Genomic DNA, 18,561 nt, shown 5'->3' with positions numbered 1-18,561 from the left:
TTATATGGTAGTATTGATAGGTATGCAACGTGTACATATGCAGCCGACATATTCGGGCTATGTAAGGTACAGTTCGATAATACTCTGTTCCAGATGGTTCAGGGCGAGAGGAGAAAACGAATATGAAACAAGGAATTCATCCAGATTACAAAGAAGCAACAGTAACTTGCTCTTGTGGTAACACTTTCAAAACTGGTTCAGTAAAAGAAAACATCGTTGTCGAGTTCTGCAACGACTGTCACCCATTCTATACTGGCCGTCAAAAATTCGCGTCTGCTGATGGTCGCGTGGATCGTTTCAACAAAAAATACGGTCTTAAAAACTAATGTTAGTTTAATACCTGCCAAGCATGTGCTTGGCAGGTATTTTTTTCAGTATATTAAAGAAATACCTGATGCGAGTCTTTTCAGTATCCAGATCGACATGAAGAAAGGGAGAAGACAAAATGGCACAGCTATATTTTAAACATGGTGCAATGAATAGTGGTAAATCTATAGAAATATTAAAAGTTGCGCATAACTATGAAGAACAACAAAAACCTGTAATGATGTTTACACCAGGCATAGATACGCGAGATGAAGTAGGCTTTATCTCAAGTCGAGTAGGCTTACGTCAACAAGCCATCCCTGTTAATGATGATACAAATATTTTTGAGCTAGTAAAAAACAATGCTGTAAAACCATACTGTGTACTTGTTGATGAAGTACAATTTCTAAAAAAAGAACATGTTTTGCAGTTAGCCTATATCGTAGATGAGTTAGATATTCCAGTTATGGGCTTCGGTCTAAAAAACGATTTCCAAAATGAGTTATTTGAAGGCAGTCAGTACATGCTTACATATGCAGATAAAATTGAGGAAATGAAAACGATTTGCTGGTTCTGTCATAAAAAAGCAACAATGAATTTACGCGTTGATGAAAGTGGGAAGCCTGTTTACACAGGTGATCAAATTCAAATTGGCGGGAATGATTCCTACTATCCAGTTTGTCGAAAATGTCACGCGCATCCGTCGCTATAAGGCAAAATGCCAGTTGATAGAATGAAGAAAAAGTGGCATACATGCGAAGATTTCCTTATACTAAGTAGTGGAAATAATAAATGTTTATAAAAAATCCTTACGCGTTTAGCGTAATTCTAATTTAGAGTTTCTCTTTTTCGGTAATGATGCGACAGTTACAACAGAGCAAACTTCATAAAAAACTAAATAGAGGTGAAATCCATGTTCGATCGATTACAAGCAGTGGAGGATCGTTACGAAAGGTTAACAGAGCTTTTAAGTGATCCCGATATTGTGAATGATAATAAAAAATTACGTGAATATTCCAAAGAACAATCAGATATCCAGGAAACTGTAGATGCTTATCGTGAATATAAAAGTGTAAAAGAGCAGTTAGCTGATACACGTGAGATGTTAGATAATGAAAAAGATCCTGATATGCATGAGATGGTGAAAGAAGAATTCAACCTTCTAAAAGAACAGCAAGAAGAGCTAGAAGAACGTTTACGTATTCTATTAATTCCAAAAGATCCTAATGATAATAAAAACGTTATTATGGAGATTCGTGGGGCAGCTGGTGGAGACGAGGCGAATATTTTCGCGGGTGATTTGTTCCGTATGTACTCTCGTTATGCAGAAACACAAGGCTGGAAAATTGACATAATGGAAGCGACGCCAAACCCTATGGGCGGCTATAAAGAAGTTATTTTCATGATTAACGGTCAAGGTGCATATTCAAAATTCAAATTTGAAAATGGCGCACACCGTGTACAACGTGTACCTGCAACAGAATCTCAAGGGCGTATTCATACATCGACAGCGACAGTAGCTTGCTTACCTGAAGTTGAAGAAGTAGATGTTGAAATTCATGAGAAAGATATCCGAGTGGATACATTTGCATCTTCTGGTGCCGGTGGTCAATCGGTAAATACAACGATGTCAGCTGTGCGTATGACTCACTTACCGACAGGTGTTGTTGTATCGATGCAGGATGAACGATCACAAATTAAAAACCGTGAAAAGGCAATGAAAATTCTGCGTGCTCGTGTTGCTGATATGTATATGCGAGAAGCACAAAAGGAAATCGATGCTACACGTAAATCAGCTGTAGGTTCAGGCGATCGCTCTGAGCGTATTCGCACATACAATTATCCACAAAACCGAGTAACAGACCACCGTATTGGTTTAACGATTCAAAAACTAGACCAAATCGTCGAAGGTAGACTAGACGAAATCATTGATACGCTCATTTTAGAAGAGCAAGCATCGAAGCTAGAGCGATTAAATGATGACCTATAATAATGTAATGGGGGCCCTTCAATGGGCTTCTTCTTTTTTAGTGGATAATGGTCGTGAGGAAACGGCGGCACGTATTGTCATGCAGCATATACTTGGCACTAGCTATTCAGAAGTAATGCTACACCTTCAAGACGAATTAACAGCTGAACAACAAGAGAAATTTAAAGAACTTATCGAAGAGCATGCGAGTGGACGACCTGTACAGTATTGCATCGGTAGTGAAGAATTTTATGGTCGTTCATTTATTGTCGATGAGTCAGTACTTATTCCTAGACCTGAGACCGAGGAATTAGTGCTTGGAACTATCAATCGTATGAACAAAATATTTAAAAACCAAAACTTGAAGCTTGCAGATATTGGTACAGGTAGTGGTGCAATTGCTCTTTCTATGAAGCTAGAATGTCCAGAGCTAACAGTCGTAGCCACTGATTTATCTGAAGCTGCTTTATCTACAGCGCAAAAAAATGCACAAAGATTAGCGGCGGATATTGATTTTCGACTAGGGGATTTAACGAAACCTCTGTCAGGTGAGAAATTTGATATCGTTTTATCGAACCCACCGTATATTGCATTTGATGAAGCAAAAGAGATGTCCAATACCGTGCTAGAGCATGAACCACATAGTGCTCTTTTTGCAGAAGAAGATGGACTTATTTTATATAGAAAATTGGCTGAACAGCTTCCACCTCTTATGAATAAACCAGCCTTCATTGGTCTAGAAATCGGTTATACACAAGGGGAGCAGGTCGCTCAATTCTTTAAAAATAGTTTTCCACAGGCTACCGTTTCGATAGAAAAAGATATAAACGGTAAGCCTCGAATGATTTTTTGTGAAATTCATGTATAAAGTATCTACTTCTTGCCCACAATGTTGAGCAAGGAGGGATTTTTATGTTAAACGAATACAAGATTATTAGATTACCTAAACAAAATATCTTTTTAGCTTTTGCAAGATTAGTAGTGATTGCGATTGCTTTACAATTATGTATTTTATATATTCCATCATTAGTAGGTTTTGCGAAAGAAGCTAGTAATTATGAGCAAGAAAATGATTTTCGTATACGCGTGATTGCCAATAGCAACACGACACAGGATCAGCTTGAAAAAGAACAGCTTGTCAAAAATTTAAAGCCGTATTTTAAGCAATTAGTAGCTAGTGCTGGAGCTAAAACTGTGGATAACGAGCAAATACTTTCATTAAAACAAGAAATTGAAGCAGAAATAAAAGAAAATTATCCACAGCTTCATACACAAGTTGTGATTGGGGATAACTTATTTCCACCGAAGAGACAAAATGCTGTGCTTTATCCACAAAATTTGTATCATTCGATTGTCGTGAAAATCGGTGATGCACGTGGTGATAACTGGTGGTGTAGCATATTCCCATCGATTTGTGAGCCCGATAAAGATGAACAAAAAGAAGAACCAAAAGAAGAGCAGGAACCAGTTACATTTTTTATATGGGAATGGATTAAAGGTTTTTTTGAATGAATTATTTACAAATTCAGATAACTTATGCACAATTTTTAATAAGTTATAAACATTATGTGGATAATTCAGTATAAACGAATAATTGAAGGAAGGTTTTAATTATGGAAACCGTTTGCAAGATTGTGGATAAAAATGCGAATAGTCAGACAAATTATGCACAGGCTGTGGATATCTTAAATGCAGGTGAGGTCGTGGCATTTCCAACAGAAACGGTTTATGGACTTGGAGCTGTTGCAACAAATGATACAGCGGTCAAAAAGATATTTGAAGCAAAAGGTCGTCCTTCAGACAATCCGCTAATTGTCCACATTGGCACGAAAGAGGAAGTTGAACTTTATATCGAGCATATTTCAGAAGTAGCCAAAAAATGTATGGATTTATTTTGGCCAGGTCCACTGACACTTGTCATGCCTGTAAAGCCAAATGTGCTGGCAAATAGTGTGACAGCTGGTCTTACGACTGTCGGCATTCGAATGCCCGATCATCCAGTTGCACTCGCCTTACTGCAACAATTAAAAAAGCCACTTGCTGCGCCGAGTGCTAATCGTAGTGGGAAGCCGAGTCCTACAGAAGCCATACATGTTCAGGATGATTTGGGAGGGTACATACCTTATATTTTAGATGGAGGTTCTACTGGGATTGGGCTCGAATCCACAGTGTTAGATGTTACACACGAACCTCCAGTAATTTTGCGTCCAGGTGGAGTTACAAAGGAAATGTTAGAGGCTAAAATCGGCCCAGTACTGCAACCTTCAAAAACAGAGCAAAAATTAGAGACTACTCCAAAAGCTCCTGGTATGAAATATACACACTATGCTCCAAACGCCCCTGTGCTATTAATTGATTGTGACTTGGAGAAAGTTCAGGAGGCAATACATCAATTACAAAAACAAGGGCATCAAGTAGCGTTACTTGCACCAGCTAACTTTGTTGACAGCAAGGCTGATTTTTATTTCTCAATAGGAGAAGCTGGTAGTAAGGAAGAAATGGGCGCGACATTGTACCATGCCCTAAGAGCTTGCGATAAAACAGCAGCTACCATGATCCTAGCGACTACTACATCGACTGATGGGGTAGGGGCTGCAATTATGAATCGACTTGAGAAGGCAGCTGGCGGGAAATGGTATACTCCGTAAATAAACTACCTATAAAATAGTATGCTAGAGGTAACTTCTAGCATACTATTTTTTTGTATTGGTCAGTGGGGGCTTTCCTCCACAAATTAATAGTGGGCAGTTAATTAACGCTTCGCTTTCGCTATAAAATCCACCTAGACTTTCGTACTTCAGCTATAGTTGTGAAAAGCATAGCGAGTTTTTACCATAAAGGAAGCCGATTGTTCATTAGTACAGTGACTTTTAGCACCATAGTGTAAGGAAATTGTATTATGATAATACTGTATTTTCGAGCATAAAATGATAAAATATTAGAGAGCGAAGGAGTGCTTTCTTGCAGGGAATTCTTGCAGGTATAATAACGTCTGTAGATGTGATTGGCTTATATGTATTAATGCCAAATGTTAAATATCGATTTTTTTTATCGGTATGGACAGCTGCTTTGCATATGCTCTTCCCGTTATTAGGCTTCGAACTAGGAAGCTATTTAGTGCGATTCCTCTTAGAATGGGGACAATGGATTTCAAGTATTTTATTATTTTGTATGGGCTTGCACTTACTATTATTTTCGCGAAAAAATGAAAAAGTTACAATTTCACCAATATTTTTAGCCGTGACTGCAAGCCTAGATACCTTTTCAGTAAGTGTTTCTTTTGGTATGCTAAACTTAGAGAAAATGGTATTTATTATAAGTGCAGGTGTCAGTGCGCTTATTTGCTCTTATGGGTCATTAGTCATTGCACGTAAAAGTCAGATTTTACTTGGTAATAAATTTCAAATCATTACAGGAATTTTTTTTATTATTATGGGTTTCCTAGCTATCATGCAATAGGGAAATCAGTGGAGGGTGATAAGTATGAAAATACTATTTGTTTGCACGGGGAATACTTGTCGCAGTCCCATGGCAGAGGTTATTTTAAAACATAAACAAATGGACAATGTAGAGGTCCGATCGGCGGGCATTTATGCCATGCCAAATGCAGAAATGTCTGCACATGCACAACAAGTATTATATGAAGCAAATATGACGCATCAGCATTTAGCAACACAATTATCAATAACTGAAATGGACTGGGCTGATTTAATTTTAACAATGACAACAGCTCATAAAGATACAATTATTGCTAATTATCCAAATGCTGAACAAAAAGTTTTTACTTTAAAAGAATATACAAGTGAAGCTAGTGGCGGAAATGTTGTAGATCCTTACGGTGGGAGTATTGGGATTTATAGAGAAACATTTGCAGAATTAATGAAATTAGTAGAACGATTAGTAAAAAAAATTGAAGAGAATTGAGGGTCGCTATGAAAAAGCAGTTTGGCTTACGACTTAAACTAATATTATTTGTCGGTATTCTTGCACTAATCACTTACAGTATCAGTTTTATATTTATCGAATATATACAACCTACCTTCTTCCCAGAGATCAATCGTAAGATGTTTGAAATTATTACTTATCTGTTAGGAATTACGTGGTCATGCATTTTGGCCGCGGTGTTCAGTGTAATTTTAATTAAACCTTTACAGCAGCTCGAAAATTCAGCTTCTCGTGTCGCAGAAGGAAAAATTGGACAGGATGTAGAAATGCCGAAAACAAGTGATGAGATTCGATCTGTTGCGGAGGCATTTCAACAAATGGTATTAAATTTACGACAGATGGTTGAAAGTATAGATCTTAACTTCCAACAAACAAATCAATCAATCATTCAACTATCTGATGAAGCCGCAGTTGCAACGAAAAAGGCAGAGGGTATTGCCTCTACGGTAAAGCACATTTCTACAGGAGCAGAGGCGTCTGCTACAGCCGTACAAGATACAGCTGAAGCAATTGAAGATGTACGAGCTCTCGCTACAGAAGTCAACAGTAGAGCAGAGGCATCGGCAACACAATCCAAAGAGATTCTACATAATTTAACGACAACAACCAAAGCGATCGAAACGTTAGTGAATAGTATTCAACAAATTGCGGCTGGCAATAATGAGGCATTAGAAAGCATTCGTCTACTAGAGGGAAATGCCGGACAGGTAGAACGCATCATAAGCCTAGTTGGCGATATTGCAGCACAAACAAATTTACTAGCTTTAAATGCTTCCATTGAGGCAGCGCGTGCCGGAGAACACGGAAAAGGTTTTGCGGTTGTAGCTGAGGAAGTTCGTGGTTTAGCTGATGAAAGTGCGAAAGCGGTACAAGGCATTACGTCCCTTATCCAATCGATGCAACAAAACGTTGGGGTTGTGGTCAAACAAATGAATCACCAGGTGGCATTTGCAACAAAAGAAGCTGCCCGCGTATCAGAAACTACGACTGCAGTAGAAGGCATGTCTTCAAGCGTACACGAAATGGCAACATCAATAGTAGAAATTTCTGCTCTAATCGAACAACAAATGCATAATATCGAAACAACTGCTCGTCAATCCCAAGAAGTAGCAGCCATTGCAGAAGAAACGTCAGCAGGTGCACAGGAAGTTCGCAGTGCAGCAGAAGAACAAGCATACGCAATTGAGCAAGTAGAAAAACTAGCAGAAGATTTAAAGAAACAATCAGATGAGCTGCACAAAATGATTCAACAATTTGATAGACAAGCTTAAATGCGAAGATTTTAGACTGTAGATAAACTCAGATGAGGTTTGAGTTTGCTACAGTTTTTTTGTTGTATTAAGGTTTGCGCATGGCGCCTGCGGAGAGGAGAGCGACGGAAAGAAAAGTCGAAGCGGCGGAAAACCGCAAAGCGATGGATAGAAAGACGAAAGTAATGGATAGAACTGACGAAATGATGGATAGAATGGTGAAAGTGATGGATAGAACCGTCAAAATGATGGGTAGAGAGAGAAAAGCCCCGCCGGATAGAAGAAACACCGGATAGAGCATAACCTAAAAAGACTTCACTCTACCCACACCCACATTTGGATAGAAGCGTTCTATATCATCAAAAACTGTTAACACATAGAAAAAATATCGATATAGTATGTCCACTGTAATTGAAAAGATAAACAAACTTTAGAAGATAGAATATTACAACAAGAGACCGTTATCCGAATTTATCAACATGATATTCACGATATCCACAGGAAAAGAGGTCTGAAAGTGAATGATTTTATATTGATTTACAAGAAATGTTCGTCTTTTAGGAGAAATCAGCATAAAAATGCAAGAAAAATCATGTTATTCTTGGGAGAGAAGTGGTACACTAGTGTTGACTATAATTTCGAAAAGAGGGAACCCAGTGAGAATAGCAATTTCTTCTGATCACGGAGGCAATAACTTACGTCGTGAGATTATGCAGCTGTTAGATGAGCTAAATATCAGCTACGAAGATTTTGGTCCACAATCTGCGGATTCAGTAGACTATCCTGATTATGCAAAACCAGTTACTGAAGGTGTTGCTAGCGGGGAATTTGATAAAGGTATTTTAATTTGTGGTACAGGCATTGGTATGTCCATTGCTGCAAATAAAGTTAAGGGGATTCGTTGTGCTCTAGTACATGATTTATTTAGCGCAAAAGCAACGCGTTGCCACAACGATTCAAATATTTTAGCAATGGGTGAGCGTGTTATTGGGCCAGGCCTTGCACGCGAAATCGCTAAAGTATGGCTTGAAACAGATTTTGAAGGTGGTCGTCATACGCGACGCATTGAAAAAATCGCTGAGCTTGAGCAATAAAAAGCAATTAAGTTTGTTAACATATGTCCTACGCTAGAAAGTTTCTTCAAAGAGCTTTTTAGCTGTGACATAAATAATTTAGAAATAAGGGGCTGAGCATAGTGGTTGTACAACAAATACGAACACATTTGACTCAGTTACTCAGTGAATTTGAAGAGCAGGTAAACCTACGACCAAATACTATTTTTGTCGTAGGTTGCTCGACATCTGAAGTGATTGGTCAGAAAATTGGCACAGCAGGCGCGCTTGAAATTGGAGAAGCGATTTTTGAGCCGTTGCAGGCATTTGCAAAGAAACATCAACTACATCTTGTGTTCCAAGGATGTGAGCATATTAATCGTGCTATTACAATGGAAGCAACAACAGCAGAACGATTTGGTTATGAACCGGTAACAGTTGTACCAGTTCGTACAGCAGGTGGCTCGATGTCCGCTTATGCGTTTACACAATTTACAAATCCAGTTGTTGTGGAAGCTGTGCAAGCAAGTGCAGGTATTGACATTGGTCAAACACTAATAGGTATGCATTTAAAGGCAGTAGCTGTTCCAGTTCGTACTTCTGTGCGAATGGTAGGGGAAGCGGTTGTGACAATTGCAACAACACGTCCGAAGCTGATTGGCGGAGAGCGTGCAGTATATAAATAAAATTACCTCTGAAATCAGTGGTATACAAATAACGATTATACTTAGGAGGCTTTTTTAAACATGGCATACGAAAAATTAGCAGTACAAGACAAAGCAGTATTAGACGGAATTCTTGCGGAAAAAAAACGTCAGCAAGCAAACATTGAGTTAATCGCATCAGAAAACTTTGTATCTGAAGCAGTAATGGAAGCACAAGGTTCTGTTCTAACAAATAAATATGCTGAAGGTTATCCAGGTAAACGCTACTATGGCGGTTGTGAACACGTAGATGTTGTGGAAGATATTGCACGTGATCGTGTGAAAGAAATTTTTGGTGCAGAATATGCAAACGTACAACCACACTCTGGTGCACAAGCAAACATGGCTGTATACCACACAATTTTAGAACCAGGAGATACAGTACTTGGGATGAATCTTTCTCATGGCGGTCACTTAACACATGGATCTCCTGTAAACTTCTCAGGTATTCTATATAATTTCGTTGAATACGGCGTAACAAAAGATACTCAAGTAATCGATTATGAAGATGTACGCCAAAAAGCATTAGAGCATAAACCAAAACTAATTGTTGCAGGTGCATCTGCATACCCACGTGAAATCGATTTCGCTAAATTCCGTGAAATCGCTGATGAAGTAGGAGCTTATTTCATGGTAGATATGGCACATATCGCTGGTCTTGTAGCTGCTGGTGAACACCAATCACCAGTGCCATACGCTGATTTTGTGACATCTACAACACATAAAACATTACGTGGCCCACGCGGTGGTTTAATCCTTGCTTCGAAAGAATGGGAGCAAAAGCTTAATAAATCGGTATTCCCAGGTATCCAAGGTGGACCATTAATGCACGTGATCGCTGCAAAAGCTGTAGCATTTGGTGAAACATTACAGCCAGAATTCAAAGAGTATGCAAAACAAATTAAAGCGAATGCTAAAGCTTTAGCAGAAGTATTAATGGCAGAAGGTGTTGAAATTGTATCTGGTGGTACGGATAACCACTTGTTACTTCTTAATGTGAAATCTCTTGGCTTAACAGGGAAAGTAGCAGAGCACGCACTTGATGAAGTAGGGATTACAACAAATAAAAATACAATCCCTTACGATACAGAATCTCCATTCGTAACTTCTGGTATCCGCATCGGTACACCGGCTGTGACATCTCGTGGTTTCACAGAAGAGGACATGAAAGAAGTTGGGGCAATTATTGCTACGGTTCTTAAAAACCCAGAAGATGAAGCGGTTAAAACTGAAGCAAAAGCTCGCGTAATAGCTTTAACTGACAAACATCCATTATACGCATAATTTAATAGAATAGATAAGGCTGTGGTTAAAGTGGTAGATTGCACTTGAACCGCAGCTTTTTTTTGTGGCTTTGCCGCTCCACTTTCGCGCAAAAATAACTGCTACCTCAAGCAGCTCACTGCCGCTCCTAGGACAGCGCTAAGTGGAATGGAAATCAATCACACGTTTCGATGATAAGTTATTTTTTTTATGGAAATAAAATTCTTTTATTTTTGGATTTTTTTACATAAACTTAGTAGCAAAGGATATATCATAAAAGAGTGAGACAAATAATGTCCTTGTGAAGGAAAAAGTTTTTATAAAAGTGACAATTTATTGAATTTTTATGTACAATGTAAGAGGGATTTAACTTCTTTCAGCAGGTGTCCAAATCACCCGCTGAAAAAGAGGAACTCAGGCTAAGAACTTACATCATGTGAAAACGCTTGAGTGACCAACATCGTCCTGTTGTTGTTGCTGACGCTTCGCTTTCGCACAGTTAAAATCGTGTTGCTGTCGCTTCGCTTTCGCACAAAAGACATTTGTTGGCCTACAGCCTCCAGCGGATGTCGTGGAATCGGAAAGGAGTTCTTTGTGCTTTCACAAAGCCGATTCCGGACGCAATTATACCGAGGCATAAATGCTAGTTATAGAGGGAGGAGGAGCTGTATGGTTACTAAAACGATGTCCAAAGAAAATGAAATACTATTTAATACAATTCGTAGGTTAGGAGATAATTCTAAAGAAAGCTACATTATTTTTGATGCGACAAAAAATCATGGCGTATTGGAATGTAATGATTCTTTTTGTACGCTGACAAATACTACACGTTCGCAAATAATAAATAGCGATTATTTTGCATGGTTGTCAAACGAAGAACAGACAACTATTGAAAAGATTAAACAAAAAATACATAGCGGAGTTTTGGTACAAGCAAAATTGCACCATAGTTGCTTCGATAAACCTCTTTTTTGGGCGGAGATACAGGCACTCCCGTTTCAAAATAATAAAGATGAAACATTATTTGTTTTAGTACTTGTGAAGGATGTTACGTACTATCACACTGAGGAGTTTTTAATGCGCCTTGAGAAAGCTATGTACGAAGCGATTGAAAAGGACAATTCCTTTGATAAAAAGATGAGCATTATTTGCCGTGGTTTAGATGAATTTATTATGCCGAATATATCAAGCATGGTACTTGTCAAAACGGAGGCAGACCAATTACAAATTTTTCGAGGGAACGATAAAACAAAAGGTTTACCCGATTGTTGTGAAAACAATGATTTTTTTAAGAGAGTTATGCAAGGGGAGACATCCATTCTAGTGAAGAATTTGGATGATGTTGATCTTCCAATAGAACATAAAATGTTTGCCAACTCATCTAAAAAGCCGTTTGGATGGTTTATGCCAATATACAATCAACAACAGCAAGCAATTGGACTGTTTGCGATACTGTTAGAGCAACATGGTAGTGACCAGAAGGTTTTTGAATGCATGTTTCGAAAAATCGGTGCTCTTGTTGCATTGGCATACTCGTATGCAAAAACACAAAAAAAGATATGGGATTTAGCCTATATCGATATCACAACGGGGCTACCGAATCGACATGGTTTTTTAAATAAGGTAGAAAAAGAGTACAGCCAAAATGGCAATATCAAAATCTTAAAGCCAAGCGAATTTCATCAAATTGTTGAGTTATATGGTCGTGAAGCGGGAGATGAGCTGTTAAGACAAATTGCCAAACGTTTAAATGAAGAGAAGTATGAGTGTAACGAATATATTGCTAGATTTACAAGCTCTAGTTTAATCATTTCAAATGCGACATCTGATGAAGATTTCTTCTATTATGAAAGGCGTATAAAAGAGATTATTCGTCAGCCTTTTATTATAGGTGGAAAGAACATTTATATTACGCTAAAAACGGGTGTTGCTTTATATAACGATGAGATCAAAATGGCTGATGCGATTCGCTTTGCAGATAATGCTGTATCCTTTGCTGCCAATAAACCGGGGACTCATACGGAAATATTTACACAAGAAAGAAATGATGTGCTTGAGCAACAAATGACCGTGTTAAACCATTTGGCACAGGCATTAAAAAATAAAGAAATCTCGGTGAATCTGCAGCCAAAGGTTGATTTACGGACAGGTGAAATTCATAGTATTGAAGCACTTGCTCGCTGGATTTCTCCAAAATTAGGTTTCGTGTCACCGGCAATCTTTATTCCTGTGGCAGAAAGTGCGGGAAAGGTACGAGAAATCGATAGTCAAATATTAGAGCTTGCGCTTTCGTGGTTAGCAGAGCGCAAGAAGTTAGGGAAAAAATTAGTGAAGGTGGCAGTTAATATTTCGCCTGATCATTTTTACTATGCTAATTTTGTACAGGATACATTGGGGCTCGTTCGGAAATATGATATTGATCCGAAAGATATCATTTTAGAGGTGACGGAAAATATTGGACTAGTTGATTTTCAGACTGCTTTTACTATTATCCAGGAATTAAAGGGCTACGGCTTTAAAACTTCGGTGGACGACTTTGGCACAGGCTTTTCATCTCTAAGTTATTTACAAAGACTGCCGTTTACTGAATTAAAAATAGATCGAAGCTTTATTAATGCTATTGATGATGCTGCGACACTCGCTATTGTCCGATCCATTATTCAATTAGCATTAAACCTAGGAATGACTTCGGTCGCAGAAGGTATTGAAAATAAAGAGCAAGTTGAGATTTTACGTGCACTCGGCTGTACAGTAGGCCAAGGATATTTCTATTACAAACCAATGACAATAGAACATGTAGATGCAATACTAGATGAATAATTGCTAGTATATGTAGGAAACATTCTTGAAAAGGAATTGTCCCAAATTTATTTTTGAGACGACTCCTTTTTTCTGTTATACTAGGTGAGATAAAAATGAATCCGAACGGTTAGGAGAGAATCCCTTTGAGCAAAGTATACGTATTTGATCATCCACTAATCCAACACAAGTTAACTTATATTCGTGATAAGAATACAGGAACAAAAGAATTTCGTGAGCTAGTAGACGAAGTGGCAACATTAATGGCATTCGAAATTACACGAGATATGCCAGTAGAAGAAATTGAAATTGAGACACCAGTTACTGTTGCTAAGACAAAAGTACTTTCTGGTAAGAAAATTGCGATTGTACCGATTTTACGTGCAGGTATTGGCATGGTAGATGGCGTATTAAAACTAATTCCAGCTGCTAAAGTTGGTCATATCGGTCTTTATCGTGATCCAGAAACGTTAAAACCTGTAGAATACTATGCAAAACTTCCTGCAGATGTAGAAGAGCGCGATTTCATCATTGTAGACCCAATGCTTGCAACTGGTGGATCAGCAGTGGAAGCGATCAACTCACTGAAAAAACGTGGTGCGAAAAGCATTAAATTCATGTGCTTAATCGCTGCGCCAGAGGGTGTAAAAGAAATTCAAGAACATCATCCAGATGTAGATATTTATATTGCTGCACTTGATGAAAAATTAAATGACCATGGCTACATTGTCCCTGGTTTAGGTGATGCAGGCGACCGCTTATTCGGTACAAAATAATACTGAACATTTTTTTGGTTGAATTCGTTTAGTATGTAATTTTTAGGAAACCTATAACTTTTGAGAGCGTCCTTCAATTAGAAGGACGTTTCATAATATGTTAGGCGAATTACTTCTCTTAAAGTTTCGACACTTGCCTCATATGACGCAAATCAATGGAAGTAAAGCACTTTTCATACAAATATAACAAAGGACGGTGCAAATCGTTTTGACGAAAAAATGGAAAGTAATGACGATTTTCGGTACGAGACCAGAGGCTATTAAAATGGCCCCACTAGTATTGGAATTACAAAAGCATCCTGAGCAAATAGAATCGATTGTGACGGTAACAGCCCAACATCGCCAAATGCTCGATCAAGTTTTAGAAACATTTAAAATTACACCTGACTACGATTTGAATATTATGAAGGATCGTCAAACATTAATTGACGTGACGACGAATGCATTACAAGGCTTAGACAAAGTCATGAAAGAAGCAAAACCAGATATTGTTTTAGTACATGGCGATACAGCAACAACGTTCATTGCAAGTCTGGCTGCGTTTTATAACCAAATTGCTATCGGACATGTGGAAGCAGGTCTTCGAACTTGGAATAAGTATTCACCATACCCAGAGGAAATGAATCGCCAGTTAACAGGTGTTATGGCTGACCTTCATTTCGCACCGACAGAAGTGTCAAAGAAAAACCTTTTAGATGAAAATAAAAACCCTGACACTATTTTTGTCACTGGTAACACAGCTATCGACGCATTAGCTACGACAGTAAGTGAACAATACACACATCCTGTCTTAGACAAAATAGGCACAGATCGTATGATTTTATTAACAGCACATCGTCGAGAAAATCTAGGTGAACCTATGCGCCATATGTTCAGAGCGATTACTAGAATTTTAGCAGAGCATGAGGATGTACAAGTTGTTTATCCAGTTCATATGAACCCAGCTGTACGAGAAATAGCGAATGAAATTTTAGGAGATCATAAGCGTGTTCATTTAATTGAACCTCTTGAGGTTTTCGATTTCCATAACTTTGCAGCTAATTCGTATATGATTTTAACGGATTCTGGTGGCGTCCAAGAAGAAGCACCGTCATTAGGTAAACCAGTTTTAGTACTTAGAGATACAACAGAGCGCCCAGAAGGTATTGCAGCAGGGACTCTAAAGCTAGCAGGAACGGAAGAAGAAACAATCTACTCTCTAGCTAAGCAATTAATAGAAGATAAAAATGCTTATGAAGCAATGGCGAAAGCGTCAAACCCTTATGGTGATGGACATGCTTCAGAGCATATTGTGAAGGCTCTTCTAGGGTTTTTACAAAAAAGCAAGTAATATCCCTTTATGAAAATAAAAAATGAGTCTAATGTACTAATCGCGATGAGCGGGCTAATTTACGAGCATATATGTGTCGTAAATTAGCTTTTTTTTGCACAAACGTGAATCGAGATTTTGAAACTATGAATTTCCATACACAAATTTGTCAACAATTTGACAAGAGTATAGTGGCTGTGAAGTTTTTCTCCTTTACTAATTGACTTCAAATATCTCCTATTGTATGCTTACAAAGGGTAAGAATGATAAGGGTTTCTATTCGTAAATAGTGGTTGAAACACTTGTTACATCAAGTTTCTACTAAATTGACAGTTCAAACCAAAATCTGTCGATTTGCAACGTTTTGTGCGTTTCGGGGTGTAAGATATTTTTTGGGATTTACACCTGTAATTTCAAAATGACGCTCTCCCGTTACTATTCCGCTGTGAGTAGTGTTTTTCACTGCTCTTTTCTGATTTCACATAGTGGTCAGCAAATGTTTCTTTACTCGAAAAAATGATTCAGGAGATTATAAACCAATGCTAGATTTGCATCACATTTTTGCTATGCAGAAGAGAGCGTTATTTTTTTTGCTCGCACTCTGTGCATTAGGCTGGGGATTTACGCCCTATCAGACGTTTTTTGCGGGCATCGCAATCGGTGCATTCTTTGGTACGTATAATTTTTGGGTTTTAGTTCGCCGTATGGAGAAGTTTGATCGATCCATTAGTGAAGGGAAGAAAATAGGCTCACTTGGTACAATGCTCCGCTTTGGATCAGGTGTAGCGGCAGTCGCTCTAGCCATTTCGTTGCCAAACTATTTTCACTTAATTAGCACGGTCATAGGGCTAATGATTCCGTACGTTTTTCTCTTTGTCGAGAGAATTGTGTCACATCTAAGGAACCGCTAATGTGCTTTAAATTAGAAAGAGAGGTGAAAAATAACAATGAATCATGAAGCTCCATTGCAAGTGGTTGATTTTGGTCTTTTTAAACTAACATTCAACCTTTCAACTGTAATGATGTTACTAGTTGCGGCTCTAGTCGTTTTCTTAATCGCATTTATCTCAACTAGAAGCCTAAAGTTAAAACCTACAGGTATGCAAAACTTTATGGAATGGATTATGGATTTCGTAAAGAACATCATCAAAAGCAATATGGACTGGAAAACTGGTGGGCGATTCCATATTTTAGGTATCACGCTAATTATGTTTATCGCGGTATCTAACTTATTAGGTCTTCCGTTCTCTATCATCTATAACGGCGAGCTTTGGTGGAAATCTCCTACAGCTGACCCAACTGTTACAATGACTCTTGCAGCAATGATTTTAGCATTAACACATTTCTATGGTATTAAAATGAAGGGGACAGGCCATTATGTTGGTACATTCTTCAAACCAATGTCATTTATGTTCCCGCTAAAAATCGTTGAAGAATTTGCAAACACGTTAACATTAGGTCTTCGTCTTTACGGTAACATTTATGCAGGTGAGATTTTACTTGGCTTAATCGCAAGTTTAGCTGTTACGGGTCCAATCGGATTCATCGGAGCAATTGTTCCAATGATGGCATGGCAAGGTTTCTCTATTTTCATCGGCTTTATCCAAGCCTTTATCTTCACAATGTTAACAATGGTTTACATGGCTCATAAAGTGAGCGATGACCATTAATATAAAGCATATATCTTATGCTTAAACAAAAAAAAACAAACAATTCCAAGGAGGAAATTTTCAAATGGGTTTATTAGCAGCAGCAATCGCAATCGGTCTAGGTGCACTTGGCGCAGGTATCGGTAACGGTCTTATCGTTTCAAAAACAGTAGAAGGTATCGCTCGTCAACCAGAAGCTCGTGGCGTTCTTCAAACTACAATGTTCATCGGGGTAGCATTAGTTGAAGCCCTACCAATCATCGCAGTAGTAATCGCATTCATCGTAATGAACAAATAATTCAGTTGTACACTGAATTCTAGTGGCGAAGCAGAAATCTCCAGATGAAACTTCGCCCTTCATTTTGTAACGGATAAAAGCTATGTGTAAATATAGCTTTTTAAAATAGGTAGTTTTTCAAGTAACTAAATTATTATGTTGAAGTCAAAGCTCTTGAAGGGAGTGAAACAATCGTGTTTTTAGATAATCTTGTACTAGGCAGCGCTAGTGCCGGTTTCAACGGTGGTGACATCGCAGCAACATTAATCATTTTCTTAGTGTTAATGTTGTTACTTAAAAAGTTCGCTTGGGGTCCACTTATGGGCATCATGCAACAACGTGAAGAATTAGTAGCTAGTGAAATCGAAGCAGCTGAAAAAGCTCGCAAAGATTCGCACCAATATTTAGAAGAACAAAAGAGCCTTCTTAAAGAAGCTCGTACGGAAGCACAATCGATTGTTGAGGGCGCTAAGAAGCAAGGCGAAGTGCAAAAAGAAGAAATTCTTACTGCAGCTCGCAATGAAGCAAACCGCTTAAAAGAATCGGCTTTACGTGAAATTGAGTCTGAAAAAGAAAAAGCTATTGCAGCTGTACGTGATGAAGTCGTTTCATTATCTGTACTTGCAGCATCTAAAGTCCTTAGCAAAGAGATTTCTGAGGCAGACAACCGTGCTCTAATTGAAGAGACGATTGCGAAGGCAGGGGAAGCTCGATGAGTAATTCAACTGTAGCAAAACGTTACGCACAAGCGCTTTTTGAATTAGCGCAACAAAAAAACCTTCTTGCTGAAGTTGGAGCAGACTTAAACGAGCTAACAAAAGTAGTCAAAGAATCTCCTGATTTTTTAACGCTTTTAAATGCTCCTAAGTTCTCTATCGAACGTAAGAAACAAATGGTAGCTGAAATCTTTGCAAGTGCAACTCCAGAGGTTTTACACACAGTTCAACTACTTGTTGAGAAAAAACGTGTAAACGAAGTGAAGCTTATTGCGAACGCATATGCTGAGCTTGCTGCACAGGCACAAGGTTCTGCAGATGCAACAGTATTCTCTACTCGTGCACTTTCTGCTGAAGAAAGCGCTAATATTTCTACAACATTTGCGAAACTTGTAGGGAAACAAAAATTAAACATTACAAACGAAATTGATCCATCACTTCTTGGTGGTATTCGTGTTCAAATCGGTAATCATATTTATGATAGCTCAGTGGCGAACAAGCTTGAGCGCCTAAAACGTGAATTAATCGGTTAATAATTTAGAAATG

21 protein-coding genes are annotated in these 18,561 nt (G+C 38.3%); all 21 read left to right on the top strand.

Annotated elements, in window-relative coordinates; genetic code table 11:
* Window positions 1-122 precede the first annotated feature (122 nt).
* The 21 genes from rpmE to ACQKN2_RS13245 all read left to right on the top strand — a co-directional run bounded on the left by rpmE (window position 123) and on the right by ACQKN2_RS13245 (window position 18,548).
* A complete protein-coding gene (gene rpmE, locus ACQKN2_RS13345; protein WP_010857976.1) occupies window positions 123-326 on the top strand; it encodes a 50S ribosomal protein L31 in 204 nt (67 codons plus the stop codon).
* Between the two features lie 119 nt (window positions 327-445).
* Window positions 446-1,018 carry a thymidine kinase gene (locus ACQKN2_RS13340; RefSeq protein WP_323648707.1) on the top strand — a complete coding sequence of 191 codons (573 nt, stop codon included), beginning with the start codon at window positions 446-448 and terminating at the stop codon, window positions 1,016-1,018.
* Between the two features lie 201 nt (window positions 1,019-1,219).
* On the top strand, window positions 1,220-2,296 hold the full coding sequence (gene prfA / locus ACQKN2_RS13335; RefSeq protein ID WP_323648705.1) for a peptide chain release factor 1: 1,077 nt from the start codon (window positions 1,220-1,222) through the stop codon (window positions 2,294-2,296).
* The gene (gene prmC, locus ACQKN2_RS13330) at window positions 2,283-3,143 is read left to right on the top strand and encodes a peptide chain release factor N(5)-glutamine methyltransferase (protein WP_427415370.1); all 861 of its coding nucleotides are present in this window, start codon (window positions 2,283-2,285) and stop codon (window positions 3,141-3,143) included. The genes prfA and prmC overlap by 14 nt, the downstream gene beginning before the upstream one ends.
* Before the next feature lie 44 nt (window positions 3,144-3,187).
* Complete coding sequence (locus ACQKN2_RS13325) at window positions 3,188-3,787, top strand: stage II sporulation protein R (protein ID WP_427415369.1); 600 nt, start codon at window positions 3,188-3,190, stop codon at window positions 3,785-3,787.
* Window positions 3,788-3,888: 101 nt separating this feature from the next.
* On the top strand, window positions 3,889-4,923 hold the full coding sequence (locus ACQKN2_RS13320; protein ID WP_427415368.1) for an L-threonylcarbamoyladenylate synthase: 1,035 nt from the start codon (window positions 3,889-3,891) through the stop codon (window positions 4,921-4,923).
* A gap of 313 nt (window positions 4,924-5,236) precedes the next feature.
* The gene (locus ACQKN2_RS13315; RefSeq protein WP_427415367.1) at window positions 5,237-5,734 is read left to right on the top strand and encodes a manganese efflux pump MntP family protein; all 498 of its coding nucleotides are present in this window, start codon (window positions 5,237-5,239) and stop codon (window positions 5,732-5,734) included.
* Window positions 5,735-5,758: 24 nt separating this feature from the next.
* A complete protein-coding gene (locus ACQKN2_RS13310; protein WP_427415366.1) occupies window positions 5,759-6,199 on the top strand; it encodes a low molecular weight protein arginine phosphatase in 441 nt (146 codons plus the stop codon).
* Window positions 6,200-6,207: 8 nt separating this feature from the next.
* Complete coding sequence (locus ACQKN2_RS13305; protein ID WP_427415365.1) at window positions 6,208-7,491, top strand: methyl-accepting chemotaxis protein; 1,284 nt, start codon at window positions 6,208-6,210, stop codon at window positions 7,489-7,491.
* Window positions 7,492-7,571: 80 nt separating this feature from the next.
* A complete protein-coding gene (locus ACQKN2_RS13300) occupies window positions 7,572-7,766 on the top strand; it encodes a hypothetical protein (RefSeq protein ID WP_427415364.1) in 195 nt (64 codons plus the stop codon).
* A 360-nt stretch (window positions 7,767-8,126) separates the two neighbouring features.
* Window positions 8,127-8,564: a ribose 5-phosphate isomerase B gene (gene rpiB, locus ACQKN2_RS13295; RefSeq protein ID WP_427415363.1), complete on the top strand. Its 438-nt coding sequence runs from the start codon at window positions 8,127-8,129 to the stop codon at window positions 8,562-8,564.
* A 101-nt stretch (window positions 8,565-8,665) separates the two neighbouring features.
* Window positions 8,666-9,208, top strand: a complete 543-nt coding sequence (locus ACQKN2_RS13290; RefSeq protein WP_427415362.1) for a TIGR01440 family protein — start codon at window positions 8,666-8,668, stop codon at window positions 9,206-9,208.
* A gap of 60 nt (window positions 9,209-9,268) precedes the next feature.
* Window positions 9,269-10,510, top strand: coding sequence for a serine hydroxymethyltransferase (glyA, locus tag ACQKN2_RS13285; RefSeq protein ID WP_427415361.1), 1,242 nt, complete (start codon window positions 9,269-9,271; stop codon window positions 10,508-10,510).
* A gap of 648 nt (window positions 10,511-11,158) precedes the next feature.
* On the top strand, window positions 11,159-13,309 hold the full coding sequence (locus ACQKN2_RS13280; protein WP_427415360.1) for an EAL domain-containing protein: 2,151 nt from the start codon (window positions 11,159-11,161) through the stop codon (window positions 13,307-13,309).
* Window positions 13,310-13,434: 125 nt separating this feature from the next.
* Complete coding sequence (upp, locus tag ACQKN2_RS13275; protein ID WP_049668019.1) at window positions 13,435-14,064, top strand: uracil phosphoribosyltransferase; 630 nt, start codon at window positions 13,435-13,437, stop codon at window positions 14,062-14,064.
* 208 nt (window positions 14,065-14,272) lie between these two features.
* The gene (gene wecB, locus ACQKN2_RS13270) at window positions 14,273-15,394 is read left to right on the top strand and encodes a non-hydrolyzing UDP-N-acetylglucosamine 2-epimerase (RefSeq protein WP_427415359.1); all 1,122 of its coding nucleotides are present in this window, start codon (window positions 14,273-14,275) and stop codon (window positions 15,392-15,394) included.
* A 518-nt stretch (window positions 15,395-15,912) separates the two neighbouring features.
* The gene (locus ACQKN2_RS13265) at window positions 15,913-16,284 is read left to right on the top strand and encodes an ATP synthase subunit I (protein ID WP_427415358.1); all 372 of its coding nucleotides are present in this window, start codon (window positions 15,913-15,915) and stop codon (window positions 16,282-16,284) included.
* 36 nt (window positions 16,285-16,320) lie between these two features.
* On the top strand, window positions 16,321-17,043 hold the full coding sequence (atpB, locus tag ACQKN2_RS13260) for a F0F1 ATP synthase subunit A (RefSeq protein WP_427415357.1): 723 nt from the start codon (window positions 16,321-16,323) through the stop codon (window positions 17,041-17,043).
* A 64-nt stretch (window positions 17,044-17,107) separates the two neighbouring features.
* A complete protein-coding gene (gene atpE, locus ACQKN2_RS13255; protein WP_049668022.1) occupies window positions 17,108-17,320 on the top strand; it encodes a F0F1 ATP synthase subunit C in 213 nt (70 codons plus the stop codon).
* A 173-nt stretch (window positions 17,321-17,493) separates the two neighbouring features.
* Complete coding sequence (atpF, locus tag ACQKN2_RS13250) at window positions 17,494-18,015, top strand: F0F1 ATP synthase subunit B (RefSeq protein ID WP_427415356.1); 522 nt, start codon at window positions 17,494-17,496, stop codon at window positions 18,013-18,015.
* Complete coding sequence (locus ACQKN2_RS13245) at window positions 18,012-18,548, top strand: F0F1 ATP synthase subunit delta (RefSeq protein WP_427415355.1); 537 nt, start codon at window positions 18,012-18,014, stop codon at window positions 18,546-18,548. The genes atpF and ACQKN2_RS13245 overlap by 4 nt, the downstream gene beginning before the upstream one ends.
* The last annotated feature ends 13 nt before the right edge of the window (window positions 18,549-18,561 follow it).

It is taken from the genome of Lysinibacillus sp. NPDC093688, assembly GCF_050280145.1.
GTDB lineage: Bacteria > Bacillota > Bacilli > Bacillales_A > Planococcaceae > Lysinibacillus > Lysinibacillus xylanilyticus_B.
The sequence above is the reverse complement of the archived record's forward strand: the minus strand, read 5'-3'. Positions and strand labels throughout refer to the sequence as shown.

Coding starts and splice junctions, on each gene's coding strand:
- rpmE (WP_010857976.1), top strand. CDS start 123: ATGAAACAAGGAATTCATCCAGATTACAAAGAAGCAACAGTAACTTGC.
- ACQKN2_RS13340 (WP_323648707.1), top strand. CDS start 446: ATGGCACAGCTATATTTTAAACATGGTGCAATGAATAGTGGTAAATCT.
- prfA (WP_323648705.1), top strand. CDS start 1,220: ATGTTCGATCGATTACAAGCAGTGGAGGATCGTTACGAAAGGTTAACA.
- prmC (WP_427415370.1), top strand. CDS start 2,283: ATGATGACCTATAATAATGTAATGGGGGCCCTTCAATGGGCTTCTTCT.
- ACQKN2_RS13325 (WP_427415369.1), top strand. CDS start 3,188: ATGTTAAACGAATACAAGATTATTAGATTACCTAAACAAAATATCTTT.
- ACQKN2_RS13320 (WP_427415368.1), top strand. CDS start 3,889: ATGGAAACCGTTTGCAAGATTGTGGATAAAAATGCGAATAGTCAGACA.
- ACQKN2_RS13310 (WP_427415366.1), top strand. CDS start 5,759: ATGAAAATACTATTTGTTTGCACGGGGAATACTTGTCGCAGTCCCATG.
- ACQKN2_RS13305 (WP_427415365.1), top strand. CDS start 6,208: ATGAAAAAGCAGTTTGGCTTACGACTTAAACTAATATTATTTGTCGGT.
- ACQKN2_RS13300 (WP_427415364.1), top strand. CDS start 7,572: ATGGCGCCTGCGGAGAGGAGAGCGACGGAAAGAAAAGTCGAAGCGGCG.
- glyA (WP_427415361.1), top strand. CDS start 9,269: ATGGCATACGAAAAATTAGCAGTACAAGACAAAGCAGTATTAGACGGA.
- ACQKN2_RS13280 (WP_427415360.1), top strand. CDS start 11,159: ATGGTTACTAAAACGATGTCCAAAGAAAATGAAATACTATTTAATACA.
- ACQKN2_RS13265 (WP_427415358.1), top strand. CDS start 15,913: ATGCTAGATTTGCATCACATTTTTGCTATGCAGAAGAGAGCGTTATTT.
- atpB (WP_427415357.1), top strand. CDS start 16,321: ATGAATCATGAAGCTCCATTGCAAGTGGTTGATTTTGGTCTTTTTAAA.
- atpE (WP_049668022.1), top strand. CDS start 17,108: ATGGGTTTATTAGCAGCAGCAATCGCAATCGGTCTAGGTGCACTTGGC.
- ACQKN2_RS13245 (WP_427415355.1), top strand. CDS start 18,012: ATGAGTAATTCAACTGTAGCAAAACGTTACGCACAAGCGCTTTTTGAA.